Source organism: Pleurocapsa sp. PCC 7319 (assembly GCF_000332195.1).
GTDB lineage: Bacteria > Cyanobacteriota > Cyanobacteriia > Cyanobacteriales > Xenococcaceae > Waterburya.
In genome coordinates, this window is record NZ_KB235922.1 from 4,109,332 (window position 1) to 4,135,608 (window position 26,277).

General features: G+C 37.9%; 27 protein-coding genes and 1 pseudogene. 8 read left to right on the plus strand and 20 right to left on the minus strand.

Going from position 1 to position 26,277, the window contains the following annotated elements:
- Positions 1 to 150: 150 nt before the first annotated feature.
- Positions 151 to 1,164: an ATP-grasp domain-containing protein gene (locus tag PLEUR7319_RS0122725; RefSeq protein WP_019507539.1), complete on the plus strand. Its 1,014-nt coding sequence runs from the start codon at positions 151 to 153 to the stop codon at positions 1,162 to 1,164.
- On the opposite strand, the gene PLEUR7319_RS0122730 is transcribed toward PLEUR7319_RS0122725, so the two are convergent.
- Both PLEUR7319_RS0122730 and PLEUR7319_RS0122735 read right to left on the minus strand, forming a co-directional pair.
- Positions 1,157 to 1,924 (minus strand): glycosyltransferase family A protein, encoded by a 768-nt coding sequence (locus PLEUR7319_RS0122730; protein WP_019507540.1) that lies wholly within the window; start codon positions 1,922 to 1,924, stop codon positions 1,157 to 1,159. The two genes, PLEUR7319_RS0122725 and PLEUR7319_RS0122730, sit on opposite strands and share 8 nt — an antisense overlap.
- A gap of 57 nt (positions 1,925 to 1,981) precedes the next feature.
- A complete protein-coding gene (locus tag PLEUR7319_RS0122735; protein ID WP_019507541.1) occupies positions 1,982 to 3,019 on the minus strand; it encodes a hypothetical protein in 1,038 nt (345 codons plus the stop codon).
- A 179-nt stretch (positions 3,020 to 3,198) separates the two neighbouring features.
- Between PLEUR7319_RS0122735 and PLEUR7319_RS36430 the strand changes: the two genes are divergently transcribed.
- Together PLEUR7319_RS36430 and PLEUR7319_RS43630 are read left to right on the plus strand one after the other, a co-directional pair.
- Complete coding sequence (locus tag PLEUR7319_RS36430; RefSeq protein ID WP_019507542.1) at positions 3,199 to 4,806, plus strand: glycosyltransferase family 39 protein; 1,608 nt, start codon at positions 3,199 to 3,201, stop codon at positions 4,804 to 4,806.
- A 460-nt stretch (positions 4,807 to 5,266) separates the two neighbouring features.
- A pseudogene (locus PLEUR7319_RS43630) lies at positions 5,267 to 6,164 on the plus strand (IS630 family transposase).
- On the opposite strand, the gene PLEUR7319_RS36440 reads toward PLEUR7319_RS43630, so the two are convergent.
- The 5 genes from PLEUR7319_RS36440 to PLEUR7319_RS40865 form a co-directional block, all read right to left on the minus strand.
- Positions 6,136 to 6,417 carry a hypothetical protein gene (locus PLEUR7319_RS36440; RefSeq protein ID WP_019503389.1) on the minus strand — a complete coding sequence of 94 codons (282 nt, stop codon included), beginning with the start codon at positions 6,415 to 6,417 and terminating at the stop codon, positions 6,136 to 6,138. The pseudogene PLEUR7319_RS43630 and the gene PLEUR7319_RS36440 overlap by 29 nt on opposite strands.
- A 102-nt stretch (positions 6,418 to 6,519) precedes the next feature.
- Positions 6,520 to 7,911, minus strand: a complete 1,392-nt coding sequence (locus PLEUR7319_RS0122760; protein WP_019503390.1) for an IS4 family transposase — start codon at positions 7,909 to 7,911, stop codon at positions 6,520 to 6,522.
- Between the two features lie 92 nt (positions 7,912 to 8,003).
- The gene (locus tag PLEUR7319_RS36445; RefSeq protein ID WP_019507544.1) at positions 8,004 to 8,507 is read right to left on the minus strand and encodes a hypothetical protein; all 504 of its coding nucleotides are present in this window, start codon (positions 8,505 to 8,507) and stop codon (positions 8,004 to 8,006) included.
- A gap of 113 nt (positions 8,508 to 8,620) precedes the next feature.
- Positions 8,621 to 10,936 (minus strand): DNA helicase PcrA, encoded by a 2,316-nt coding sequence (gene pcrA, locus PLEUR7319_RS0122770; protein ID WP_019507545.1) that lies wholly within the window; start codon positions 10,934 to 10,936, stop codon positions 8,621 to 8,623.
- Positions 10,937 to 11,047: 111 nt separating this feature from the next.
- A complete protein-coding gene (locus tag PLEUR7319_RS40865) occupies positions 11,048 to 11,188 on the minus strand; it encodes a hypothetical protein (RefSeq protein WP_019507546.1) in 141 nt (46 codons plus the stop codon).
- Positions 11,189 to 11,833: 645 nt separating this feature from the next.
- On the opposite strand from PLEUR7319_RS40865, the gene PLEUR7319_RS0122785 reads away from it, so the two are divergent.
- From PLEUR7319_RS0122785 to PLEUR7319_RS0122805, 5 genes are all read left to right on the plus strand, one after another.
- Complete coding sequence (locus tag PLEUR7319_RS0122785) at positions 11,834 to 12,568, plus strand: 15,16-dihydrobiliverdin:ferredoxin oxidoreductase (RefSeq protein WP_019507547.1); 735 nt, start codon at positions 11,834 to 11,836, stop codon at positions 12,566 to 12,568.
- 56 nt (positions 12,569 to 12,624) lie between these two features.
- Positions 12,625 to 13,371 carry a phycoerythrobilin:ferredoxin oxidoreductase gene (locus PLEUR7319_RS0122790; RefSeq protein WP_019507548.1) on the plus strand — a complete coding sequence of 249 codons (747 nt, stop codon included), beginning with the start codon at positions 12,625 to 12,627 and terminating at the stop codon, positions 13,369 to 13,371.
- Between the two features lie 835 nt (positions 13,372 to 14,206).
- The gene (locus PLEUR7319_RS0122795) at positions 14,207 to 14,725 is read left to right on the plus strand and encodes a phycocyanin subunit beta (RefSeq protein WP_019507549.1); all 519 of its coding nucleotides are present in this window, start codon (positions 14,207 to 14,209) and stop codon (positions 14,723 to 14,725) included.
- Positions 14,726 to 14,812: 87 nt separating this feature from the next.
- Positions 14,813 to 15,301: a phycocyanin subunit alpha gene (gene cpcA / locus PLEUR7319_RS0122800; RefSeq protein WP_019507550.1), complete on the plus strand. Its 489-nt coding sequence runs from the start codon at positions 14,813 to 14,815 to the stop codon at positions 15,299 to 15,301.
- A gap of 185 nt (positions 15,302 to 15,486) precedes the next feature.
- On the plus strand, positions 15,487 to 16,299 hold the full coding sequence (locus PLEUR7319_RS0122805) for a HEAT repeat domain-containing protein (RefSeq protein ID WP_019507551.1): 813 nt from the start codon (positions 15,487 to 15,489) through the stop codon (positions 16,297 to 16,299).
- 278 nt (positions 16,300 to 16,577) lie between these two features.
- On the opposite strand, the gene PLEUR7319_RS0122810 is transcribed toward PLEUR7319_RS0122805, so the two are convergent.
- The 13 genes from PLEUR7319_RS0122810 to PLEUR7319_RS0122865 all read right to left on the minus strand — a co-directional run bounded on the left by PLEUR7319_RS0122810 (position 16,578) and on the right by PLEUR7319_RS0122865 (position 26,183).
- The gene (locus tag PLEUR7319_RS0122810; protein ID WP_019507552.1) at positions 16,578 to 17,867 is read right to left on the minus strand and encodes a pitrilysin family protein; all 1,290 of its coding nucleotides are present in this window, start codon (positions 17,865 to 17,867) and stop codon (positions 16,578 to 16,580) included.
- 55 nt (positions 17,868 to 17,922) lie between these two features.
- The gene (gene tsaB / locus PLEUR7319_RS0122815; RefSeq protein WP_019507553.1) at positions 17,923 to 18,564 is read right to left on the minus strand and encodes a tRNA (adenosine(37)-N6)-threonylcarbamoyltransferase complex dimerization subunit type 1 TsaB; all 642 of its coding nucleotides are present in this window, start codon (positions 18,562 to 18,564) and stop codon (positions 17,923 to 17,925) included.
- Between the two features lie 96 nt (positions 18,565 to 18,660).
- Positions 18,661 to 19,437: an iron export ABC transporter permease subunit FetB gene (gene fetB / locus PLEUR7319_RS0122820; protein ID WP_019507554.1), complete on the minus strand. Its 777-nt coding sequence runs from the start codon at positions 19,435 to 19,437 to the stop codon at positions 18,661 to 18,663.
- A 34-nt stretch (positions 19,438 to 19,471) separates the two neighbouring features.
- A complete protein-coding gene (pdxH, locus tag PLEUR7319_RS0122825) occupies positions 19,472 to 20,119 on the minus strand; it encodes a pyridoxamine 5'-phosphate oxidase (protein WP_026102717.1) in 648 nt (215 codons plus the stop codon).
- A gap of 416 nt (positions 20,120 to 20,535) precedes the next feature.
- Positions 20,536 to 20,832 carry an Asp-tRNA(Asn)/Glu-tRNA(Gln) amidotransferase subunit GatC gene (gatC, locus tag PLEUR7319_RS0122830; protein WP_019507556.1) on the minus strand — a complete coding sequence of 99 codons (297 nt, stop codon included), beginning with the start codon at positions 20,830 to 20,832 and terminating at the stop codon, positions 20,536 to 20,538.
- A 44-nt stretch (positions 20,833 to 20,876) separates the two neighbouring features.
- Positions 20,877 to 21,398, minus strand: coding sequence for a photosystem I assembly protein Ycf3 (locus PLEUR7319_RS0122835; protein ID WP_019507557.1), 522 nt, complete (start codon positions 21,396 to 21,398; stop codon positions 20,877 to 20,879).
- 91 nt (positions 21,399 to 21,489) lie between these two features.
- Entirely contained in the window at positions 21,490 to 23,142 is a 1,653-nt protein-coding gene (locus PLEUR7319_RS0122840) for an acetolactate synthase large subunit (RefSeq protein WP_019507558.1), read from the minus strand.
- 180 nt (positions 23,143 to 23,322) lie between these two features.
- A complete protein-coding gene (locus tag PLEUR7319_RS0122845; protein WP_237743604.1) occupies positions 23,323 to 23,718 on the minus strand; it encodes a CTP-dependent riboflavin kinase in 396 nt (131 codons plus the stop codon).
- Between the two features lie 96 nt (positions 23,719 to 23,814).
- Positions 23,815 to 24,414 (minus strand): YdcF family protein, encoded by a 600-nt coding sequence (locus tag PLEUR7319_RS0122850; protein WP_019507560.1) that lies wholly within the window; start codon positions 24,412 to 24,414, stop codon positions 23,815 to 23,817.
- Between the two features lie 35 nt (positions 24,415 to 24,449).
- A complete protein-coding gene (locus PLEUR7319_RS42835) occupies positions 24,450 to 24,674 on the minus strand; it encodes a hypothetical protein (RefSeq protein WP_144054362.1) in 225 nt (74 codons plus the stop codon).
- A gap of 65 nt (positions 24,675 to 24,739) precedes the next feature.
- Positions 24,740 to 25,072: a YdcF family protein gene (locus tag PLEUR7319_RS0122855; protein ID WP_019507561.1), complete on the minus strand. Its 333-nt coding sequence runs from the start codon at positions 25,070 to 25,072 to the stop codon at positions 24,740 to 24,742.
- 125 nt (positions 25,073 to 25,197) lie between these two features.
- A complete protein-coding gene (locus tag PLEUR7319_RS0122860; protein ID WP_019507562.1) occupies positions 25,198 to 25,638 on the minus strand; it encodes a DUF29 domain-containing protein in 441 nt (146 codons plus the stop codon).
- Complete coding sequence (locus PLEUR7319_RS0122865) at positions 25,635 to 26,183, minus strand: Uma2 family endonuclease (RefSeq protein WP_026102718.1); 549 nt, start codon at positions 26,181 to 26,183, stop codon at positions 25,635 to 25,637. The genes PLEUR7319_RS0122860 and PLEUR7319_RS0122865 overlap by 4 nt, the downstream gene beginning before the upstream one ends.
- Positions 26,184 to 26,277: the final 94 nt, after the last annotated feature.

Consider the following 26,277-nt stretch of genomic DNA (forward strand, 5'->3'; position numbering starts at 1 on the left):
TTTCTATTTTTTGTCAAGTGTATAAAAATCCTGGAAAAAAGGTCGTTTTGACAATAAATATAATTACTTAATAGAAAAAGTAAAATGCTCCCAAAAGGGAGTATGATAAAAAGATTTACTAAGATTCATTTATTGTTGATATACTCCTAAATGAAAGAAGTTAATATTTTATTTACCAGCTCAGGAAGAAGAGTTGAGTTAATCAAATCTTTTAAGCAATCACTGCATAATCTAAATCTTAAAGGCAAAATTATTATTGCTGATTGCAATCATTATATTTCTACTGCTGTGATTGCAGACTGTTATGAAACAGTACCCCGCGTCAATGACAGCAACTACATTAGTCGCCTCAAAGAAATCTGCCAGAAACACAAGATCAAATTATTAATACCTTTAATTGATAATGAACTATTAAAATTATCTCTTCATCGTCAAAGTTTTGCTAAATTGGGAGTGAAGATTCTGGTTTCTGCACCAGAAACCAATGAAATTTGTTTTGATAAACAAAAAACTGCTACTTTTTTCCAACAGGTTGGGGTAAGAACACCAGCAGTTCTTGATTCAGAAACAATTTTAGCTAATCCTCAATATCAGTATCCTGTTTTAATCAAACCAGCTAATGGCAGTTCTAGTGTGGGAGTAACGATTATTAATAATGCCAAAGAATTAGCATTTTTTAAAGACTATATTCCCAATGCGATCGTCCAAGAATTACTTACAGGTCAGGAGTATACTCTGGATGTTTTAATCGATTTTACAGGTCAAGTTAGATGTATTGTTCCCCGTCTGAGGATAGCAACTAGAGCGGGGGAAATTAGTAAGGGAATTACAGTCAAAAACCGAGATATTATAGCAGCAGGGAAACGAATTGCTGAGGCTTTACCTGGTGCGATCGGCTGTCTGAATATTCAATGTTTTCAACTACCTAATAATGAGATTATTTTTATTGAAATCAACCCTCGTTTTGGTGGCGGTATTCCTCTTTCAATAAAAGCTGGTGCTAATTATCCTCAATGGATTTTAAAAATGCTTCTCAAGCAAGATTTATCCGTAGCCATTGATGACTGGCAAGAGGGAGTAATGATGCTACGCCACGATGAATCTTTTTTTATTCAATCAAAACTAATTGATATAAATAGAGAGAAGTTAGCTGAAATTAGTTGATACTATACAATCCAAATTCACGACGAATACCATTCGTTATTAATATAGGTCGATATTTCATGACTTTTCTAATTAAAAACAGGAGGCGGTTTTCTCGCTTCTTAAGCTGTTTAGTTTTGGTGACAGTCATAAACTGATTTTCACCATTTTTTATATTGTAAATTGCTCCAATAAATGGTAACTCTTTCAGTACAATTCCATCCTTTAATAAATGATTGTGATGGTTGTAATAATCTTCAACAGGAAATAGTAGATGAGATAAACTGAATTTAATTATTATTGATGTTCCACAGGATTGATTGAAGTTTTTAGTATTTAAATATATCAATTTACTCCCTTCTTCATGAACATAACCTTTTTTTAAATACCATCCATCACATTGAGGATGATTATTTGCTAGTTCTACCAAATACTTATTAACACAATCATCCGCATCAACTACCATAATATGAGACGGCTGGAATTTTGCAGCATAGCTCAGTCCAACTAAAATTTTTTTTGCTTTATCTGTATCTCCAATACCTCTAACTTCTCCAAAAGAGGCATTATCCAAGTTAGGAGCGGGAAAATCAACCTGAATATAGGTGACTTGTGGAAGATCGACCTCAAGCTCTGGTTTTTCGTGACAAACTACAATTACTTTAAAATCAGGAGCAGTTTGATTGCATACCGATTTAAGACATCTTTCAAATAATTTTGATAACCGACTCCAAGATTTAGAAACTTGCTGACTCTTTAGTGGAATAATAAAAACAAGCATTTTTTGTAAATAAATCGAATAATATAGCTGAAATCAATCACAATAAGCCCAACAAAACTAACCAATCTCAGTTTTCTTATTTTTCTGAAAAGAGACTTGTAAGTTTACTACTCGAAGATAAGATGCGATGTATGACAACAGCGCATAGACAAAAACTACAATACCAAACATTTCTAGAGATTCTTCAATTGTAGTAATTAGCGCGTACATGGGATTTTCTTCGCCATATGCTTCAGAATGATATCCACCAATCATTTCCATGCCAATTGCACCACCAACATAGATGGTTCCTGCAATAATAAATAAATTTCTGGTTCTTCGAGGTAGCGATTGAATAAACTTCCAGAATATTAATAAAAAAAGCATTACTAAAATAGAACCAGGAACTACCCAAGTGAAATACAGGAATCCCCCTGCATTTAACACGGGTCTAAGGGCACTCAAAATTTCGTGAATACTACACATTTCGTCAACTGCAAGGTATAAAAAAATTAAGGATAAAGCCCTCCAGTAGCCTGTGTAGCGGGAATCAATTACTTTTTTCAGATAGCTAATTATGGCTAGTAGTATCGAGCAAAATGCTAAAGCCAAGCTAGAGTATAAAGTCGGAATATTTATTTCTTCATCTAAGCGAAATAGCCTACCAGAGTAATTTGCTGATGAAGATTGGTTTAAAAAGAACGCACCAAACTGAGCTAGAGAACTAACAATAATTAGACAGGTAACAATTATTAGTAGTAAGCGACATACTTTCTGAGGAGATAGATCTAAAGTAGGCAAGCTTAAGGTTTTAGTAAGTCGATCTGAAGTTACTGAGAAACTATTCGATGTTTCAATCTTCAGTTCATTAGATAAATTATGTTGACGATTTTGAATTTGTTCTGGTTCGAAAATATTTTTAATGAAATAATCGAGAGTTTTTTGTTTAATATCACCTTGGCGAACTAAAATATCACCGATTCTTTCTTCAGTTTTTTCTTGTTCTTCTAGAGCCTGTAATAAGCGATCTTGAGACACTAAACCAGATTCGACTAAATAGCTACCTATAGGTTTATGATTACATCTATGATGTTGTAAATTATTTATTTTTGACATTTATTACAGTTATCGTAGGATCAAATATTAAATCAAGGCTAATTTTAGTACGAGTGGTTCATGAAATCAACTTAATTTTTAAAGCCGAATATTTTTGAGTTGGACAAACTTTTAATATTAATCTAATTAATACAAATTATTGAGCGCTGGTCAGTAGAAATAATTATTCTCACAAATATATGCAACAACAGCTTATTAAAAAGCTATCTCAAAATAGCTCACAACCACAATTACAGTGGCTAAAATTAATAGGAATTACTTTATTGACAATAGGCATTCTTTTTCGCTTCGTTAATCTAGAGCAAAGATTATATTGGCATGATGAAGTTATCAATTCTTTTGGTGTCGCTGGATATACAGTATCTGAAGCTGCTCAAGAATTATCTCAACAAGAACAAATTAATATCGGCGATCTTCAAAAATATCAATATCCCAACCAAGAAAAAAGTTTTTGGGCTCCTATTATTGTGTTGGCAAATAATGAACCTCAAAATCCACCTTTATATTATTTAGTCTCATGGTTTTGGTTAAAAATATTTGGGAATTCAATTACAGTTGCCCGTAGCTTATCGGCTATTATTAGTCTATTTATATTTCCCTGTATTTACTGGTTGTGTCGAGAATTATTCAAATCATCTGCTGTGGGGTGGACGGCAATAATATTAATTGCTATTTCACCTTTTCATCTGATCTATGCTCAAGAAGCTAGACCCTATAGTTTATGGTCAGTAATGGTTTTGCTTTCCAGCATTTTTTTACTCAGAGCAATTAGAACAAAAAACAATTGTAATTGGGCAATTTATTCTCTTACCTTAACTTTAAGCCTATATACTTTTCCCTTTACTCTGTTTGTAGCTATCGGTCATGGGATTTATTTTCTAGGTGTAACAGGATTCAAAAAGTACAAAAACTATTTTCAATATATAACGGCTAGTTTTCTAAGCATTATTTTATTTTCTCCGTGGTTATTTTTTACTAAGCTTAATGCTCATAAAATTAGCGATTGGCGTAGAGATGAAGTTTCCTTATTATCATTATTCCAATCTTGGATTGGTAATCTTAGTCGTATTTTTTTTGATTTTAATTTAGACTCTTCTGCTCCAGCAATTTACCTTATTCCTCCAACAATAATCTTATTGTTGCTTACTATATATGCTGTTTATTATTTATGCTGTAATACTTCGCCCTCTGTTTGGCTATTTGTTGTTACTTTAATTAGTATTACTGCGATCGCCTTAGCATTGCCCGATTTAATTTCTGGAGGACAAAGATCGCGAGTAGCTCGTTATTTAACTCCTTGTTTTTTAGGAATAGAGTTGGCTGTTGCTTACTATTTAGCTACAGAATTTTTCTCCAGTAAAATTTGGCGGCAGTTGGTTAGTAAAACCTTATTGGTATTATTGATTTTCTCTGGTATTCTGTCTTGTTCAGTATTTTTACAAGCTAACTATTGGTGGCATAAGTCTTGGACCAAATTAAACAATTATGATAATTTAAGCCAGATTAGCACAGTTGTTAATCAATCCCCAGATTCTTTGATTATTGCTCCAGATATCAATAAATTTAATGAGGATGCATTTTTTGAATTACTATCATTTACTCACTTAATTGACCCTCAAGTCCGATTACAATTTGGTTTTAATTCTAAGACTTTATCAGCTATTGACTCAGGCGATCGCATATTCATTTATAATCCATTAGTTGATACTAAAAATTCATTCGCCTCAGTACCATTAAATCAACTAAAACCAATTTCTAAAAACTTTGCTGAGTTAAGAAAGAATTAGATTTGACTCAACTAAGTTGCTGACATGAAGTCTTAATATCTTCAATGCTAGCTCTTATAAAATATGCTGCCCAAGTCAAAATACCTAACAACTTAAACCCATCTTCAATTAAAAACTTACCCCGAAAATGATTCGCAAAAACTTCATCAATTACTACAGAAATAGCAAACCCTAGCAATGACAGTCCCAAGAGTATAAAATCTGACTTTTCACGGTATCTTGGGTCGAAAAAAAACTAGGTAATAATGTTCGCTAACTTTTGTTCAATCTTGAGGTTTCCTCAACCAAATCTGACAAACCCATTGAAAGTGTACTCATCCCTCGCTCCAAAGCTTCAATTCGACCACGACGTGATAGAGCTTCAACCGCTTTCAAATAAGCTTGACTTCCAGCTTTATAGTCATTCTAAATAGGAAACATATGAAATAATATAAGCTAGATGAGAAATCAATCAGGTTAGATGACTTATAGTGTAGATTTGCGAAAGCGGGTAGTGGACTTTGTAGCGGCTGGAGGCTCCAAAGCCGAAGCATCAAGAAGATATGAGGTAAGTCTATGGTGTGTGAATGATTGGTGTCGAAGAAAGAATTTGACTCCAGCACCACAACTTGGAAGAAAGCGAAAACTAGACTCTCTAGCAATTGCCCAACATATTCAAGAAAATCCAGATGCTTTGTTAAGAGAAAGGGCGCAATATTTTGGAGTGCATACGAGTGCTATTGGGTATGCCCAGAAGCAAATGAAGTTAACTCGTAAAAAAAACGCTGAAATACACTGAACGTAAGCATAGTGAGCGAATCAGCTTTCTGAGAAATTTACGTAAAATTGTCATTCTTGACGGATCAAGCAATTTAGTTTACTTGGATGAATCAGGCTTTGAAGAATATGTCTATCGTCCTTATGGCTGGTCAAAACGAGGACAAAAAACTTACGGCGATTGCCCGAAGGGCAGTGGCTTCGCCAATCGCAATGGTAAAAGAGGAACAAGAACAAGTCTGATAGCTGGCAAAAGAGGCAAAGAGTTGTTAGCACCAGTTCTTTTTAAAGGAAGTAAATGGTGCTTTATGGTTTAATCAATGGCTCGAAGAGCATCTAATTCCCGAATTGAAACCAAACTCCACTCTAATTCTTGATAATGCGGCATTTCATCGCAAGGATGATGTGTTTCGCATTGCCGAACAAGCGGGTCACAAAGTTTTGTTTTTACCACCCTATTCACCTGATTTTAATCGTATCGAACAAGACTTTGCGACGCGAAGCTAATCCTTTAGGGCATCCTCAAAAAAAGACGTATTTATTCCGCTCCTGGTACTTCCTTGGATGACATCGTTAAATCATACGGAAATTATTTAGAATGACTATACCTAAATATTGATGACGAGAAGGATTGCCATTTTTGGTGACAAAAATCGGCTCATGGGACATCCATTTGTAATACCAATAACGACCACCCTTTTTTCCTTTAGCTTGGTAGCGCACAATCCAACAACCAGACGGAGCAATTTCACCTTCGTCCCTTATGTCTTGAATATCTTGTTGGAGTTGTTTAATAAGATGTTTAAGTTCATCTAGACGAGTGGCTAGATCCTTCTGTTGACGGGCATTAGCCATAGTTCAGCTCAGAAATAATCGGATATAGTTGTGTAACAAAGTTCGCCAACTATATTCTCATTCTAGTCCTCTCCAAAGTTACAATCAACTCGCTTCTAAACTTCAACCAGGGGAGCGTAATTGCCATCCTTCACATAAAGATTGCAGCTCTAAAAAGCCACGCCATAACACCGTGATGCCAATATTACTCTTTCGGCGATGACTCAAGTAACCGCCCAAACGAGCTACAGCTTGTATCGCCCAAGCTACCGTTAAATCTACTGCGGTGACTGATTTTCCAAATTTGGCAGCTAAAACCTCAATTTGTACCTGATTTAAAATTGAAGATGCAGGTGCATCTGGTTTGGTTCGATGAACATAGGTCATTTTTAACAATTGTGCAGCGATATTCGTTAAAAATCCCAGTAAAACTTGCATACTATCTCCAGATAGACGATAGCTTTCCGCTTTACACCCTGACTTGAGAATTTTATGATATTCTTCAATTCGCCAACGGTAAGTATACCATCGTAAAATGGTTTGTGCTTGTTCCCCATTGGTAACGGGTTCGGAGGTCAAGATCATCCATTCTACGGGTTCACAGCCTTCTGGGGGGTCAATTTCTACGGCATAAACCCCATAAACTTCAAAATATTCTGGTTCTTTCATTCTGGCAGGACTGCGAAGTTTGATGGGTGCATATCTAATTGCCAGAGTAGCGGTTCGCTCTTTTCGATTTGGGGTTTTGGCTAATTCTACTGCTACTTCCATCTTGATAGATTGAGATGGGAGCCATGACCATAAATAACTGTTTGACTCTGATAATGCCCTATTATGTGCTGCTCTTACCACTAACCCTGTATTTGCGGTTTGACTGACTTGTTCAAAGACTTCCGCGATATCTCCTTCTCGGTCAAATACATGAATTACTTTGGTGCTAATACTCTCTGGTTCGGATTTTTCTAAGAGTTTCTGGACGGATTGGAGAGCTTCTATCCATTTATAAGATTCTTTTTGTTCAATCGGACGTCTTCTTGCTTCCGCTTGCTTTTTCTGCTTCTGTTTCTGAGTTAAACTCTTACTTTCTTCATGATTTCGATGCCACAGTTTTTCTGTTAATAATCCTATGGGTTGTCCATTCTCCCCATTTACAGCTAAGGTGCTATGTAAAATTAGTCCATTCCCACCATTGCCAATGGGTCCATATTCGGCTCTTTTTTCGCGGATTTTCTTGTAATCGAGATAGGTTGTATCTCCTACTGCTAATACGATTGAGAGTTCTTTAATCTGCTCTGCTGTTTGAAGATGATAGGGTTGGCACACACTGTTTAGGCTAGTTTTCGGATTGGCAAAGAATTCATAAGCTCTTTTCAGGTCACTTGCTCTCTCAAAAATCGCGGAGAGTGGTTTGCCATATTTTAACGATAATCTCGATTCGATGAACATAGCCCTTTTGGTTAAACGCTGATCTCCAAAGTCACATTTTTCGGTTATTAAATTTTTGGTCTGATTCATTCACCACTCAAAATCTGCTCAATTATTTTGCTCTATCGAGAGGGCAGATTTCTCGAAATGGATAAAATTGTTAGCGAATATTGTTACACAACTTATATACCCTTCAAAAGATGCCGTGAAAAGTCAGGTATAAAATCTGTTGTCATGATTTTTTTTCTAAAGATAACCAGATAAGCTAAAAGCATTAAAAGATATAGTAAAAAAGCTTGGCTCTCTGAAATATTGAGATATTCTGGGAAAATCTTTTCATGTAGTAGAAAAAAGTCATCAACTAGTAAAACTGTAGTTATAAAACCGCCCCAAAACCAAAAATAAAAAGTTTGGCTCTCATGATTAATTTTGTGAATAATAACAGATGAAAAAAAACAAATTGTCGCTCCAGCCGCCCAAAATAAAATCCCAATATTAGAGAGAATACCAATATAGAATGGAGCATCTAGAATAGTTAACGGATCGCGAGTAAAGTCCATAATTGGAATATTTGTCCGCCAAGAAATAAATCCCACGGTTAACAAAACTAATACTGTAGGCAGATAAATTATAAGAATAAGAGAATAAATTCTGCTTATTTGCTCTAAAAGTGAATTTTTTTTCATGTTGAATCAATTTTTTTGATTATCAAATGTTACATCATTCAACATGAATTAGACACAAAGAAAATATTTTCATCCTTCATCTCTCTGATCTCATGAGCATCCAGACTGAAGTTCTACTCCACCTTTTCCATAGGAGCAATTTTGGGAATAATCTTGGTTACGCCCATACTGAGAAATTTAACAGCCAAAGTCGCTTTTTTTCCGCTACCTAAAATATGGGTTACTTCCCCTGCTCCAAACTCATGATGTACAACGCGATCGCCAACACACCAATTGATATCATTTGTAGAAGAGTTTTGAACTTTACGATTACGGCGACGATAGGTGCTAGCCATATCGATATTACTATTAATTAATTCTCCCGGTAGTTCCAACAAAAACTGTGAAGAGACTGCTGGTTCCCTTGTTCCCCATAAACGACGTTCTCTAGTATAGGTAAGGAACAATTGTTCTTGAGCGCGGGTGACTCCTACATAACATAAACGACGTTCTTCTTCTATCTCCAAAGGATCGTTGAGAGTTCGATTATGGGGTAGGAGTCCTTGTTCCATGCCTACCAGAAAAATTACGGGAAATTCTAAGCCTTTGGCGGAATGGAGAGTCATTAAGGAGACTTTTTGTTGCTCTTCATCCAGACCATCTAAATCTGATGCCAAGGATGCACTGGCCAGAAAAGCCTCTAGGCTAGTTTCTTCGTTATCTTCCTGAAACTGTTGTACTGCATTATATAGCTCATAGATATTAGCAATGCGGTTATCGGCTTCGTCCGTCCCCTGTAGTTGCAATTCTTTGACATAACCAGACTGTTCAATAATATGGTTTAAAACTTCTCCCGCCGTTAGATTATCTAATTGCTCCTTGGTTGACTGAATCATACGAGCAAATTGGTTTAAAGACTTTGCCGCTCGCCCTCCCATCGTATTAACAGAGGTTTCGTCGTTAACAATTTCCCACAAAGGTATTCCCATTTGCTGAGCAGCATCCATCAGTCTATTCATGGTTGTCTTGCCGATACCCCGACGAGGAGTATTAATTATTCGCAGCAAACTAACCGTGTCTTCTGGGTTAACTATAATCCGTAAATAGGCGATCGCATCTTTGATTTCCTTGCGATCATAGAACTTTAAACCGCCAACAATATTATAGGGAATATTGTTGTGTAGCAGTAGATCCTCAAAAGGTCGAGACTGAGCGTTAGTCCGATATAAAATAGAAAAATCTTTCCAGCCGACTTCGGGATTATTTTTTTTGATTTGCTGTATTTGCTGAACCACAAACCGAGCTTCTTGCTGCTCTTCGTCAGCTTTATAAAGATAAATTTGTTCGCCGACTCCCCTAGTTGGTTTCAGAACCTTATCAATTCGTTGACTATTATGAGCAATTAAATGATTCGCTGCTTGCAGGATATTTTCGCGGGAACGATAATTTTCTTCCAGCTTGATCATGGTGCGGGTATCTTCGTCGGGTAAACCATCACCAAAATCTTTTTGAAAGTCGAGCAAAATGGTAAAGTCAGCTAAGCGAAAAGAATAAATCGATTGATCCGCATCTCCCACCACAAAAAGCGATCGCCCACGCCAATTCCAATCACTTTTATGGGGTTCGCCATTAGTTGCCAATAATCGGATCAAGTCATACTGAATACGGTTAGTATCTTGATATTCATCAACTAAAATATGCTGAAACTGAGTGTGCCAATATCCCAGGATAGATTCATTTTGCTTAAATAACTTGACAGGAATCCAAATTAAATCGTCAAAATCTAAGGCATTATTTGCAGCCAACCTAGATTGATATTCCTGATAAATTTCTGAGATGACTCGACCACGATAACCAGGTTCCTGTTTAGCAAAGTCATCAGGAGTTAACCCCTGGTTTTTAGCATTACTAACGGTGTAGCGAATTTTGCGAGGGTCAAACTTCTTGTTGTCTAAATTTAATTCTTTGGTAACAATATTTTTGAATAAACTCTGAACATCCGATTCATCAAAAATCGAAAAATTACGCTTCCAAGTGCGTCCTCGTTCATCCTGATACTTATTAATATCAAAGCGCAACAACCTAGCAAACAAACTATGAAAAGTGCCGATCCATAGTTTTTTGGTTGTTCTCTTATAGACTCTGGACTTTAACGCCTTTTGCTCATATTCCGTCAGAAACTCTAACCTTTGTCCATGCTGTTCTAAAGCTAGTTCCTGAGCAAAAATATACTCAATCCTCTCGCGCATCTCCCGTGCGGCTTTGTTCGTAAAGGTAACTGCCAAAATATGTTCTGGATCGACGCCACGATTACGAATTAAATTAGCAATACGGTAAGTCAATGCCCTAGTTTTACCAGATCCTGCCCCTGCAACCACTAGCATAGGACCACAGAAATGCTCTACTGCGAGACGTTGCGAAGAATTAAGCTGGCTTAAAAAATCAGTCATGGTGCAAGGAGAAAAGAAGCATGAAGTAGTTAGTTTTACTCAACTGTTTATGTTAACAACTAATCCCTGCACGAGCTAAAAACTATTTTCGATAACCAAGTTGCTTAATGCTCAATCAAAACCCCAAATTATGTCTGCCTCATATCGGCGAAGTTGTTGATCCGCAATCATAAGATAGATATTTTCGGCGATCGCAGTTGCCAGTAAAATACGATCAAAAGGATCGCGGTGATGTAGATGTAGTTTATACACCTTGACATCCTCCCATCGGTTTTTAGCGAGGGATTCCTAACCTCACGATTAGGCTTTTCTGATTCATCCGCACATATCTAGCCCACTTTTGGTACAAACGAAATGCTATTTCTCCCACAGTCACTGACCCCGACAGAGGTACGTCCACAGACCTTTACTGCACTAGATGCAGTCCGATTCCGCAAGCCCTGCGGTACGGATAGGTATCTGAACAAAATTTTACTCGCGCGTTCCTTGGGCGAATGCGATTCGCCAGGGTCGCTCGTCTTATTTAATTTGCGTCTTTCAGGGGTGTATTAGTCCCATTGCCCTGTCAGCTTTTCCCGGTCTACCGAGCTTTCTGCGCCATTGGCTGTACCAGATTTCGTCACGTTTAGGCTTTCTGTTCCGTCTACGTCGCGGGTGGGTCGACGACCAAAAGTATCATACCACGCCTTAACTACACAAACATAATTGAAGGCGGCGTTTCCTCCCATCACTAAAAGTGAGGGTCTCCACGCCGAAGAAAAGAAAAATCTAATATCCAAATTCAATTCTGTCTCTAGCCTTTATTACAGTTTGTTGCATTGTATTTAAAAAATGAGACTAGAGTTTGAGTTCTTTTTTATTCTTGCTACAAGGCATACTGTATATAGCAATAATTATATGTTCGCGCCCTTTAAAGAATATTTAGAAGAAGAGCTTTTCAAACGCTTCGATTTACGTAGTCGATCTATCCCACCAGGATTAGAATCTAATGTCAGCGAAAGGGGCAAAAACCCTGCCACAATTCAAAGTTGGTGTTATCAATGTTCTCAACTTAGAAAGGTGCGTTACTCATACATAGATGCAGGAGAAACAGCTCAAGTATTTAATAGTGTTATTTATCCTGCCCATCATTACGACATCCCCTTATTGGGGGTTGATTTTCTCTCCTTTGGTAAGAAAAAAATACTAGTAGTGATGGATTTTCAGCCATTATTTCGCGATCGCGCTTACTTAGATAAATACATTGAGCCGATGCGCGAGATTCGTGATAAGTACAACGAGTTAGCGCAGAATCTGGAAATGAAATTCTATGATGCTAACCAATATTTTTCTAAATATCTTCTGTTTGCTAAAACTGATTCGGAAACCGTAGTCAATCGTCTGTTTCCAGCTTACCAAGAGTATATTGAACTATACTGGCAAATGTTAGAAAATGCCGAGCCATTAACCGAAGCAAAGGATATTCAGCGCATTGTAGAAGCTCAAAAAGAGTACGACCAGTATAGTGCAGAAAGAGATCCTGCCCATGGCTTATTTAGTAGTTATTTTGGTGCAGAGTGGTCCGAGAAATTCTTGTATGAATTTTTATTTGAAGATGCTTCGCCCTTGGCAATATCTTCTGGTAGAAAATAGCTATTTAGAGATTACAACACCTAACATAGTTAATCATTTAGCTAATAGCCAATAGTATGACTTTATATCAACCTTTTTTAGATTATGCGATCGCTACTCTGCAATCAAAACTAGATCTAGAACCCTATCCCATTCCTGATGGCTTTGAGCGAAAAGAAGGGGTTATGGGGAAAGGAAAAAGACAGGAACCAGTATTAACTACTAGTCATGGTTATAAGTCTTCAAAATTAAGACAGATCAGAGCTGCTCATGTTCAGGGAGGTAATTCACTTCAAGTTCTTAACTTTGTCATCTTTCCCCAGCTTAATTATGATTTACCCTTTTTTGGTGCCGATTTAGTCACCTTACCTGGCGGACATCTAATTGCGATCGATATGCAACCTCTGTTTAGTCAGAATGAATCATATCAAGCTAAATACAGTGAGCCAATTATGCCCATGTTTCATGCTTACCAACAAGATTTACCTTGGGGTGGAGATTTTCCTGAAGAAGCACAACAGTATTTTTCACCAGCGTTTTTGTGGACTCGTCCCTCAGAAACGGAAGTAGTAAAAACTAAGGTTTTCGCCGCTTTTCGCGACTATCTTCATGCTTATATCAATTTTGTGGAACAAGCAGTAGAAATCCACGATCCACAACAACTATCTGCCATACAGCAAGCTCAAAAAAGTTATGCCGACTATCGGGCAGAAAAAGATCCTGCTAGAGGTATGTTAACTCGCTTGTATGGCTCAGAATGGACTGAAGAATACATTCATGGCTTTCTATTTGATCTGGACAGAAAGCTTGCTTTAGCGGGCTAAATTGTTGCTGCCTTGGAGGCTATCATTTTTTTACATTTACTTTGTAAGCCATTCAGCTGTCGCTCAAGGTACAGACAAAGATTACTAATATATAATAATTAACCAAGCGTACTTTTTTATAAGCTTTGCTTATCTTTTAAAGGGGCTGGTTAAAAAATAGTTGCAACTCTTAATGTCGAAACATCAGCAAATAACCAATTAATTGTTGACAAAAGTAACAGTGAATTGCTTTTGGTTACAGACAGATAAGATAATAGGTTATGAAAAAACTTGTTTTTAATCGTCCATATATCACAGAAGTCAAGTATGCTGAATTGGTTACAGGGCAGGCATTCTCCTTCAAGAGAGAAAGCCCGAAATAATCCCGAATCAGCTATTTGTAGACTACTAAATATGGTATGAGCAAATGGGCTAGACCAAACCTAACAAATATAAATTTTTGTTAAGTCAAGCCGCCAGAACCAAGAAAAATTAACAAGATGTAACAAATAAAGGTTCGATGCCGTTGTATAAAAGTTACCTGAGGGGTAAATGCTTGTAGGCGAAGCCAAACAGAAATCGCGTAAACTGGGCGTAGTCCAATCGCGCTCTGCGTGGTATGAAAGGTGATCGCTAAAAAGACATCTCTCTGAGGTTTTTTATTAAGAGTGTAAAGTTTTATTGGGTGACTTAAGAAACTTTGACTGAGTACCCAGAGAATAGTAACTTAGCACCTTCGGCGATTAACAACTTTCGTCAAACTGGCTTCAGCTAGTTACTGAAAGTAGTTTTAAGTTAAGATTCCTTTTTGAAGTTCAACTAAACCAAATTTAAATCGAGTAGGAGATTATTTATAATGTTCGACGCATTTACTAGAGTTGTGTCTCAAGCTGATGCTCGTGGTGAATTCTTATCCACTAGCCAACTAGACGCTCTTAGTGCAATGGTTGCTGCTAGCAACAAACGTATGGACTCTGTAAACCGTATTACTAGTAACGCTTCCGCTATTGTTACTAATGCAGCTCGCGCCTTGTTTGCCGAGCAACCCCAGTTAATTGCGCCTGGTGGTAACGCTTACACTAGTCGTCGTAATGCAGCTTGCTTGCGCGATATGGAAATTATTTTACGCTACATCACTTACGCTGTCTTCACTGGTGACGCAAGTGTTTTAGAAGATCGTTGTCTTAATGGACTTCGTGAAACTTATCTAGCTCTTGGTACTCCTGGTTCTTCCGTAGCTGTTGGCGTTCAAAAAATGAAAGACGCTGCTTTAGCGATTGTTAATGATACTAACGGCATCACTCCTGGTGACTGTAGCGCAATTGCTTCTGAAATTGCTGGCTATTTCGACCGTGCTGCTTCTGCAGTAGGTTAATTAAAGTTGAGCAAATGCTCTTTAAATCAAGTCAACCATTGTTGGTTGTTAAGAAAATATTAGTAAAACAACAGAAACATCACAATCATGAAAACTCCTCTAACCGAAGCGGTATCTTCTGCTGATTCCCAGGGTCGTTTCTTGAGCAGCACTGAAATTCAGACTGCTTTTGGTCGTTTTAGACAAGCTAGTGCTTCTTTAGAAGCAGCAAAAGCTTTAACTTCCAAGTCTCAAAGCTTGATTGACGGTGCAGCTAATGCAGTGTATTCTAAATTCCCCTACACTACAAGTACTCCTGGACCTCAGTATGCTTCTTCTCCTGCTGGAAAATCAAAATGTTCTCGTGACATTGGTTACTATCTCAGAATGGTAACTTACTGCTTAGTTTCTGGTGGTACTGGTCCCATGGATGAATACCTTGTAGCTGGGTTAGATGAAATCAATCGTGCTTACGAACTATCTCCTAGCTGGTATATTGAAGCTCTAAAATACATTAAGAGCAACCATGGCCTAAGTGGAGACCCTGCCACTGAAGCTAATAGCTACTTAGACTATGCAATCAATGCACTTAGCTAAGATAGTTATTGACTAATTCAAGTTCTCAATTGTTTGTCTATCTCATTAACGTTAGACATTTTATAGAAATCAAGATTATTGATTAATAAAGCACTACTCAGAAGAGTATGCGGATGCCAGCATTCAAGCTAGTATTTGTTTACTTTTCTGAGTATTGTCGTTTTTGAAAGGATGAGGGATGAGGAATGAAGGATGAGGAAAGAAATGAAGCTGAACAGTTAACGGTAGAACAAGCAATCATCAACTTAAGACAAAAAGAAGATTTAGGAGCAAGATATTATGCTGCTTGGTGGTTAGGGAAATTTAGAGTAAAAGAGCCAGAAGCGATCTCCACTTTATTGATGGCTCTAGAAGATGAACAAGACCGCGCTCCTGATGGAGGTTATCCCTTACGTCGTAATGCTGCCAGAGCTTTAGGTAAACTAGGGGATAAAAGTGCAGTAGAACCATTAATACGCTGTCTAGAGTTTCCTGATTTTTACGTTAGAGAAGCTGCGGCACAAGCTTTAGAAATGTTGGGCGATCAACGATGTATTGCGGCACTGATGAAACTATTAGACGGGGGAGTAGCTGCAGCTACTAGAGTGCCAGGAAAACCTCACTTAGTGCAGCCCTATGAGGCAGTTATCGAAGCTTTAGGAACATTAGATGCTACTGAAGCAATTACCATCATAGAACCATTTACCGAGCATCCTACGGAAAAAGTAAAATATGCTGCTGCTAGAGCCATGTATCAATTAACTAGTTCCGATAAATACGGCGATTTATTAGTTAGAGCCTTAGAAGGAGATGATTTACAATTACGTCGCTCAGCTTTGATGGATCTTGGCGCAGTAGGCTATGTCAAAGCGGGAAATGCGATCGCCGAAACTCTAGCAGAAAATAGCATGAAGTTGATTGCCCTCAAAGGTTTATTAGAAACTGAGCTACAAACCAAGGGGCAAAAAATATCTCAAGATAGCATTAATATTATGAACCTGATGGATTCGCTTTTGTAAATGAACCTTTAGCTAATTCACCAAGGCTGTTGCCTTGGAGGAAATAGGGAATAGGCAACGGGCAACAGTGCTTTTCTGTTCCCGTCTTACGTGGTTCTACTAGCTGCGTCGCACGCAGCGTAGCCCACGCGCTGTTCCCTTGGTCTGAACACATGCGGCGAACCGTCGCCTTTGTCGTCTTTCAAGACGGAAGGAGTTTGGGAGAGGTTTAAATCCTCGCACCATTCTTGTCCCTATTCCCTATTCCCTATTCCCTGTTCCCTTTAACTCAGGGAAAATCATGACTCTGAGGGTCTCATGATCACCACACCATAGGCCTCTGGATTGAGATATTTTCGGGCGGCAGCTTGCAAGTCTTCTACCGTTATAGCCTGGATATGCTGAGGATAATTGAGGGCAGGAGCTAAATCTTGTAATTGGGAATAGTAGTAACCATAAAGATTAGCGCGATCGCTAGGACGTTCATTGGCAAAGATAAATCGATTAGCTACTTGGGTACGAATACGCTCAATGTCTCTGGCTGCAATTGGTTCAGCTTGTAAACCAGCAATCTGTTGTGCGATCTCTTGTTCTACTTCGGGAATATTCTCGCTGGGTAAACTGGCAGAAATATAAAAAACTCCCTGATGAGTTTGGGTCATATTGCTGACTCCAATCTGATTAACCAGACCCTTTTCTTCCCGCAATTCTCGAAATAAACGAGATACTTTACCTTGCCCTAAAATTGTTGCCAAAATATCAAGGGCGTAAGTTTCCTGTAGATCTTCCATACCTGGGACACGCCAGAGCATGACTAAACGCGACTGTTGTAAAGTATCGTCAGTATATTCGTGACGGACAATTTCTGTAAATGGCAGTTCAGGAATTACTGATGGACTGTTAGGTCTATTATGCTCATTACGAGAATTATGGTGTTGCTCAAACCCTACAGTAACAATATCAATCAACTCTTCTACAGGTAAATTACCAACCACTGCGGCAGTCATTGATCGGGGTTGATACCAAGCACTATGAAAATCACGCATTTGTTGCGATCGCAAATTCTCGATCACCTCAGCTGGGCCGAGTACTGGACGACGATAGGGCAAGGTTTCAAAACAGGCTTCCATGGAACGATAGAAAGTACGACGACGGGGGTTGTCTTCGGAACGACGAATTTCCTCTAAAACAACTAATTTTTCCCGTTCAAAAGCCTCGTTTTCTAGACTAGGATTTAAGACAACATCTAATTGCAAAGGAGCAAGTTGCTCGAAATCCTTGGGAGCAGTGGTTATATAGTAGTGCGTATAGTCTTGGCTTGTAGCGGCATTAGTTACCGCCCCTCGTTCTTCGATTAACTGTTCAAATTCACCAATATCTAGGTTAGGCGTACCTTTAAACACCATATGTTCTAAAAAATGTGCCATCCCATTGATCTCATTTTGTTCCTTTGCTGAACCAACATTAATCCAAACATTAAGATTTACTGCTTCGACAGGCATTTGTTCGGCAATAATCGTTAGACCATTATCTAGTTGGCGAATCGTTGGGGCGTTAAGTTTTGGTTGGCTAATCAGAGTTGAAGTCATTAAATAATATTTTCAGCTATAGAAAGTAAATAGAAACTTATGATTATTCTAGTCATTAATTACCTGCATTAACTGGATGTTGACCGTAAAAAGGTAAAGTTTCTGACCATTGAGTAAATTTATTTTGTTGCCAATCTAAGTAGGCTAGGTCCAAGACACTAGTTACTGTTGCAGCAATATGCTCGTCGGCCTTGATTAATTGATAAGACAATTCAAGATTTGCTAATGTTTGCTGCCAGGCAGGTAAGGTCATCAGAGTATCTGCCAGATAAGTTTGAATATTTCCCTGCTGGTCTAGATGATAAATAGCAACAAATAACTGTTCGCGTCTAGCATCCATCTGAACTGCTAACAGTTGTCCCTCCTGAGGATGACTGGAAGCGGCAATTGCAGCTAAGTTGGAAATACCGAATAAAGGTATATTCAGTTGTTGAGCGATGGTGCGGGCAGTCACAACCCCCACGCGAGTCCCAGTAAAACCCCCAGGACCTTTAGCAACAGCAATGAATTGGATATCCTGCCAGGTTTGAGGCAAGATCATTTCTTGCAGATGTTGATGCAAATGAGATGCTAAATCCCGCCCTAAGTCCCATGTTTGGCTTCTACTATCTCTTCCATAATTACTAATAGCTATGCCTAATTTTGGTGTACTGGTATGGAGAGCGATCGCATATTGATGATTAAGGAGAATGGGCATAGATCAACCAACTTCTGAGCAAGTATTAACTGTAGCGAATATCGAACTTCATTCATATAGATCATACCAATTCTTACTTTACAGAATTAATTTCATCTAATTAATTAACTGATCATCTTGATTAAAAAAAACCTTATAAATACCTTCAGTGACCAGTAAAGCAGCCATTAAGTTTGTAAGAACGATCGCAAATAAAATTAAAATCTGATAGGATGCTGCATCACGAGGATTACTACCACCCAAGACTTGCCCAGTAAACATTCCTGGTAAGCTTACTAAACCTACTACCATCATGTTGTTAAGGGTAGGAATCAAGCCTGTGCGGATCGCTTCTTTTTGATAGCCTGAAATAGCTTGTTTGGGAGTTGCACCCAGACATAAGTGGGTTTCAATTTCCAGACGGTTTTGATTGATGGCATTGAGCAAGCGATCGCCTGCTAACGTTGCTCCATTCATCGCATTGCCAAATAACATTCCTGCCAGAGGGATTAAATACTGTGGCTCATACCATTGATCGGGTTGTACAATCAACAAAATGACATAACCAAGAGAAAAAGCACTACTGGCTAACAGTGATAAAATTACGGTTGGGAAAAGTCCTTCAAGTTTTTGATCGATACGATTACGAGTAACAATCGAAGCGATAGTGATCATTACGCCTAAAATTCCTAACACTGCCAGCCAATTGTCGAGAGCAAAGACCAAATCTAAGATATAACCAACCGCTATTAACTGCATCAGAGAGCGTACTGCACCGTAAGCCAACTTCGTAGCTAATCCCAGCTTTTGCCAGAGAGACAAAGCGATCGCAATGCCAATGATACCCAAACACAATACTAGATCCGTTGTATCCAAGGCGATAAGGTTATTCACGCTTGATTATTAATCCTTGTTTGTTGCTAATTTCTTAGGGTGCAAGTCTGGTAATCTCCCAACTGCTATCATCTTGCAAATTATATACTAAGCGATCGTGAAGACGACTGGGTCGACCTTGCCAAAACTCGATCCGGTTAGGTATTACTCTAAACCCACCCCAATATTCAGGACGAGGAATGGTATCATCATTTTGATACTGAGTTTGCAGGTCTACTAATTTCTGATCCAACAATTCTCGGCTAGCTATTACTTGACTCTGCGCCGATGCCAATGCCCCCAACTGAGAAGCTCTTGGGCGACTATAAAAATATGTATCTGATTCTTGAATACTCAATTGCTCAACTTTTCCTTCTATGCGAACTTGTCTTTCTAATTCTTTCCAGAGAAAAACCAAGGCACCATAGGGGTTAGCAATTAATTGTTTACCTTTCTGACTCTGATAATTAGTATAAAAAACAAAACCATTATCACTGACTCCCTTAAGCAATACAATCCTTGCCGTAGGCTTACCATCAGCTGTAGCAGTAGCTAGAGTCATAGCATTCGGTTCAAGTAACTCGGCATCTAAAGCTTGTTGAAACCAAATTTGAAATTGCTTAATCGGATTAGCATCAACATCAGCTTTCGCTAATCCCCCTAGAGTATAGTTTTGTCTTAAATCGGCAATAGAAGAATTCACTTTTATCAATGGATACTGAACAGTTTATACTCTAGCAATAACTGATTGTACCTTCTACGAATTTCCTTAGGAATCAATTAGGGGAGCAACACAAATACCTGTCTAATTGACATCAGACGTTTCAACTGATGTATTAAGAACATTATTTTATACTTTTCGGGTGAAACCCTGTCGGCGATCGCTATTGACTAAATATTCAAAGAATTTTATCTGAATGAAGTTCTCCAACATTGGCAAAAAGATTTCCCCAAATTAGCCAGCTACAACCGTTTTCTAGAGCTTATTCCTTTTGATGGATTAATTGTCTATACCTATCATCCAATCAAACCTTCTCTTGATTTGGTGGACAAAAGCTTACCTGCTCTGCCTCCTGCTATATTTTAGGTTCATCGAGCTCACGTTGTACTACTTTGTAATTATCCTTCGTCGGTACTAATAATTTTGGGTACACGGAAAAACTCTCCTTGTTGTTCTGGAGCAGCTTTTAATAACTCTTCTTTAGCGGGAAAAGGAGATAACTTATCAGCACGGGTAATATTACTAGTTTCAATCGCTCTTGTCGTTGGCGGAACATCACTAGTATCTAATTCACTCAACTGCTCGAAATATTCCAAGATACTGTTGAGCTGAATAGTAAATGCCACTTCTTCCTCTTCGGTAATATTTAGTCTAGCTAGGTTAGCAACTTTTCTAACTTCTTCACGATCAATCATGTTTTTTGATTACTGATTACTGATTACTAATTACTGAATTAGTTCTAGAAAAAGACATCCATTTCGGAACGTCCTGTAACTTTGAGCCAGTTCTGAGCTTCCATATAGTTATTTGGAGCGATCCGAATAGCTTGCTTCCAATATTCAGCAGCTTTATCGTAGTATGATTCTGCCTTTTCTACATTACCTGCCTCTTTGGCTTTTTCACCTTCATAGTGATAGATAACAGCGATATTGTTTAATGCCTGAGGCATTCTAGGGTTGAGAAAAATCGCCTCAGTATAAAGCTCGATCGCTTTCTCAATATCTCCGTTACTGGCATAGATCAAGCCCATATTATAGAGAATATAACTGCGATCGTTAGGGTCCTCTTCCAGAGTCAATGCCTCTTCATAGTTTTCTAGTGCTTCTGCATATTCTCCATCTCCTTGAGCGGACATTCCGTCACGGTAATAGGCAAAAGCTTCTTTCGCTTTTTTGTTGGTAGGCAGGGCTTTTAAGATGATGTCTGCCATGACAGTAAAAGTTTTATCTACGAAGTTATCGTTTCTCTGGGTACGTGGCATAGCGGATTTTCAAGATCAATTAATCATAGTTAATTAGATATTAACCCCAATCGTCAAGCAAAAACTATAAGTTATGCTGCATCTACTAGAACTAAATATTAATTTCACAACTAAGATCCCCTGCTTTCTGAGAAAAACGGAGATTTTCTTTATAGTCTACGGGGCAATCAATCACTGCTGGAACATCATCTGCCAATGCTTTTTGCAAGGTTGGAATCAAGTCTGCTGCCGATTCTACTCGATAGCCTTTTAACCCCATACTTTCGGCAAATTTGACAAAATCGGGATTACCAAAATCAATCGAAGTAGAGTGACCAAACTGATTAATTTGCTTCCATTCAATTAAGCCATAGCCATTGTCATTAAAAATCAAGGTAACAAAGGGAGTATTAACCCGTAAAGCGGTTTCCAATTCCTGACAATTCATCATAAACCCACCATCTCCCGTCACTGCGACAATTTTCCGCTCGGGATACACTAATTTGGCTGCCATTGCCCCAGGTATGGCAATACCCATCGCAGCAAAGCCATTAGAGATAATGCAGGTGTTAGGACAATCAGAGTGATAGTGGCGTGCCATCCACATTTTGTGCGCTCCGACATCAGAAATTACAATATCTTCTGGTGCCATTACTTGACGTAAATCGTAGATAATTTTTTGTGGCTTAATAGGGAAACCATCATCGTTAGCATACTGTTCATAATCCTCTTTAATTTGACTTCTTAGACTAACTGCCGAAGGGGTTGCCTTACCTTGGCGATCGCAACGTTTGACAATATCGTTGAGAGAGTCAGAAATATCCCCAAATACTTCTACTAAAGGAATATAGCTACTATCGATTTCAGATCTACTTTCATCGATGTGAATAATTTGCTTGTTGCCTTCCGGATTCCATTTTTTGGGAGAATACTCAATTAAGTCATAACCGATAGCAATTACTAAATCTGCTTCATCAAAAGCACAGCTAATCAGATCTCGCTGTTGTAGTCCAAGTGTCCATAAAGATAGGGGATGGGTATAGGGAATTGCTCCTTTCCCCATAAAAGTATTGGCAACGGGAATATTGAGTTGAGTAGCAAATTCTGTTAGGGCTTCACTAGCACGACCGCGAATTACACCGTTACCTGCCAAAATTAGGGGGTTTTTCGCTTTAGAGATGGCAGCAGCAGCAGCATTAAGACTTCGAGTTGAGGCGTAAGTTTTTTCACGACTATCTCGGTGCAAAGGCTTGGCATCCAAAGACATTGCAGCAATATTTTCCGGTAAATCAATATGAACTGCGCCAGGTTTTTCGGATTGGGCGACTTTGAAGGCTTTGCGAATAATTTCGGTGGTGGTGTCAGGGCGGACAATTTGGGCATTCCATTTAGTAACGGGGGCAAACATAGCTACTAAATCAAGATATTGGTGGGATTCAATGTGCATCCGATCTGTCCCTACCTGTCCTGTAATTGCTACCAGAGGCGCGCCATCAAGATTAGCATCAGCTACACCTGTCATTAGGTTAGTTGCTCCAGGTCCCAAAGTCGATAAACACACTCCTGCTTTTCCTGTTAAGCGACCATACACATCCGCCATAAACGCAGCTCCTTGCTCGTGACGGGTAGTAATAAACTGAATCGGTGAGTCCCTCAGAGCTTCTAGGATATGGAGATTTTCTTCTCCAGGTAAACCGAAGACATATTCCACTTCCTCATTTTCCAGACACTGAATTAAGACTTCTGCTACATTTAGTTCGCCCATGACACCTATCCCCAATTTATCGGTTATGTGGTTTTTCTATTATTACCAAACTATAGCTATTCTGACTGGAAATGAGTTACAGTCAATACCAAGATTTTTCAACAATGGACAACAACAGCAGAAATATTAATAAATTTGTTGGCTTTGCAAGCAAATAACAATTGTGAGGAGTTTTCATAACTATATTTTTGTGATTGCTCCTGCATTTACTTCCACTTCAACAATATCTCCGTCTTTTAAGCTAAACTCATCTCTTAATTTAGTATCTGTTGCTATTTCTAAAATTTGTTCTGGAGAATGACCATGTTTTTCTGTATCGCTATCCGTACGCAGAATATAAGCATCTTTCTCCAAAATGCGACACTCGATCATGCTAACCGACACAATACCGCCATATTCTTCTTTTTCTAAACGAATACAATCTTCGGGAAAGTAATATTTATGATCTAGAAGATGAACATTGAGTGTACCTGGAAAGAAATTCATCCCTGTCTTTTGTGTATAGAAAGACGATAATTTTTTCATCCAAAAAGAAAAGTCGTTCTTTCCTGTTCTGATTTCACCTCGTAGTTTCACAATATGTATATTGTTGAACGGTAGCATTTTGCTATTCTAGGGCTGCACGGATACAAATTGCTTTTTTAAATTGAAGACAAGCTCAAAAACTGTCATCTAGATCCTAAGCTCTATATCCATTAACTGTCCTTCTCTGACGAATTTAACGAGATTAGCTATTTCTTTCATTACATATCTATAGGATTCGGGATACTGCCACCAATTATCAGGTTGACATTTCATGTAGCTTGCAGGACACCAAGTATAGTTGATCCATTTTGGATAGTATGTTTTTAGACTAAGCATCCCTCTTCTATAGTGCCAAGGAACGCTAATAACCAAAAGATGTTTAATTGTGTGAATTCCAAATTTATTTTCTAAAGTGAATAGAGATGAAATGGCATTTTCTTTGGTATTGTTGGAAAGTTCCTCGGTTAATATGGCTTTTATAGGTATACCCATTTCTAAGGCTTTGTCTCTCATTGTCGCAGCTTCTGGATATGTGTACTTTCCATATTTAAGACCACCAGAAAAAAGGATATAGTTTGCTCTCTGTTGTTTGTATAAATCAACAGCTTTGTGAACTCGTTCTATACCTCTACCACCGTAGACAAAAATGCAATCTCCTTGCTTGTTATTATCTTGCTCGTTACCAAATAATATTTTAGTTATCTGTTCTCTGGATAATTCATTGGCATCAATTTCTGATAATTTCATTTTTCAAGGTCATTTTTAGAGGTTTTGTCCTTGCTCTAAATCTCAATTTCTATATCCATCAACTGTCCTTCTTTGACAAATTTGACTATATTAGTTATTTCCTTAATTACGTATCGATTAGATTCAGGATACTGCCACCAATTGGTTGATTGATGTTTTATATAGTTTGCTGGACACCAACTATAGTTTATCCATTGTGGATAATATGTTTTTAAACTAAGTACCCCCCTTCTATAGTTCCAGGGAATACTAACAACCAAAAGATGTTTAATTGTATGAATACCAAATTCATTTTCTAAAGTAAACAGAGATGCGATGCCTTCGGCTAGGCTTCGCCAATCGCACCTTCTTTAACATGGTTTGAGCGATCTTCAACTAAAATATTTTCTTCTGGTACACCTAGCTCTAAAGCACTATCTCGCATTTTAAACGATAGTGGGTAAGTGTACTTTCCATATCCCAACCCGCCAGTAAATAAAATGTATTTGGCACGTTCTTGATTGTATAAATCAACAGCCTTGTGAACTCTTTCTATTCCTTTACCACCATAGACAAAAATACAGTCACCTTGCTTATTATTATCTTGCTCGTTACCAAACAATATTTTAGTTATCTGTTCTTTTGATAATTCATTGACATCAATTTCTGATAGTTTCATGATTGAAGTTCTTGAATATTTCTACGGAATGGCAAATATATATTTATGTATTTGATTTTAAAACAACTTTAACTCAGGTAATACAATAGAAATGTGCGATCGCCTTGATTACAATCTCCCTTAATTTAAATTTCTCCAAAGTAATCATCTGTCATTATTATTTCCAAATCAACAAAACTATCATCAGGAATAGTAAATTCTTGATGCATTGCCTTTACTGATTTTTGATGCCAATCAAGGTAATTTTGTTGCAAGTAACTATTTAAACTTGGAGACTCTTGAAGAATACTTTTAATTTCCTCACGAAAGTTAACTACTTCCTTTTTCCAACCTCGCTGATTATATTCTCGTTCGCTTTTCCAATATTTAAGTTTCAATATATGTTCAATTAATCTTTTGGTATAACTTCTTAAGGCACGTTTTTCACTCGCTCCCATATCGTTAATTTCTTCAATCAGATTATCCCAATCCATATTTTCAAGTTTCCTATTTTGAATGGCAGTTATAATCTTTTGTCTCCAAAGGTTTAAATCCTGATAATATAGCTGTTTCAATTGATTATTCATCTATTTAATAATAATTGTTCGACTTTGATATTGATTTTGGGGAAAGCTAGAGGATTAATATTATCTGTAGTAATTTCTTGTCGATTTACATAGCGTTTTTCTTGAGGTTGAGTAAAGATCCAAAGCTTATTATGCGGCAGATCGATTACCCAATACTCTTGAATACCGTTGCGAGCATAAATAACAGATTTTTCTTCTAGGTCTTTGGTTAAAGTTTGATTTGATACTTCAATTAGCCAATAAATATCTTGAGGATAAGGATGACGAGTTGCATAATTATCTTTTTCAAATTGAACTATGGCAATATCTGGTTCGGGCTCAGAATTATCAAGGGTAATAGGGTGCGCTTCTCTGACTTTAGCTTTACCTTGTAAGATATCTCGTAAATAATCAGCTACGGTATCAATCCGAGAACTATGAATCGGTTTTTCTGGACTCATTACTACAATTTCACCTTCTAGTAGTTCAACGAATTTTCCTTCTAAGACTCCAGATTCAATTATTTGATGGTAATCTTTCACCGACCATTTATGGAGTGTTTTCATTGCCTACATCCAAACCCATAGATTAATTCTAATATTGTCTTACAATTTAAATGTACGCTTTGACGTACACTTCATTTAAATCTCCCCGTGTTAG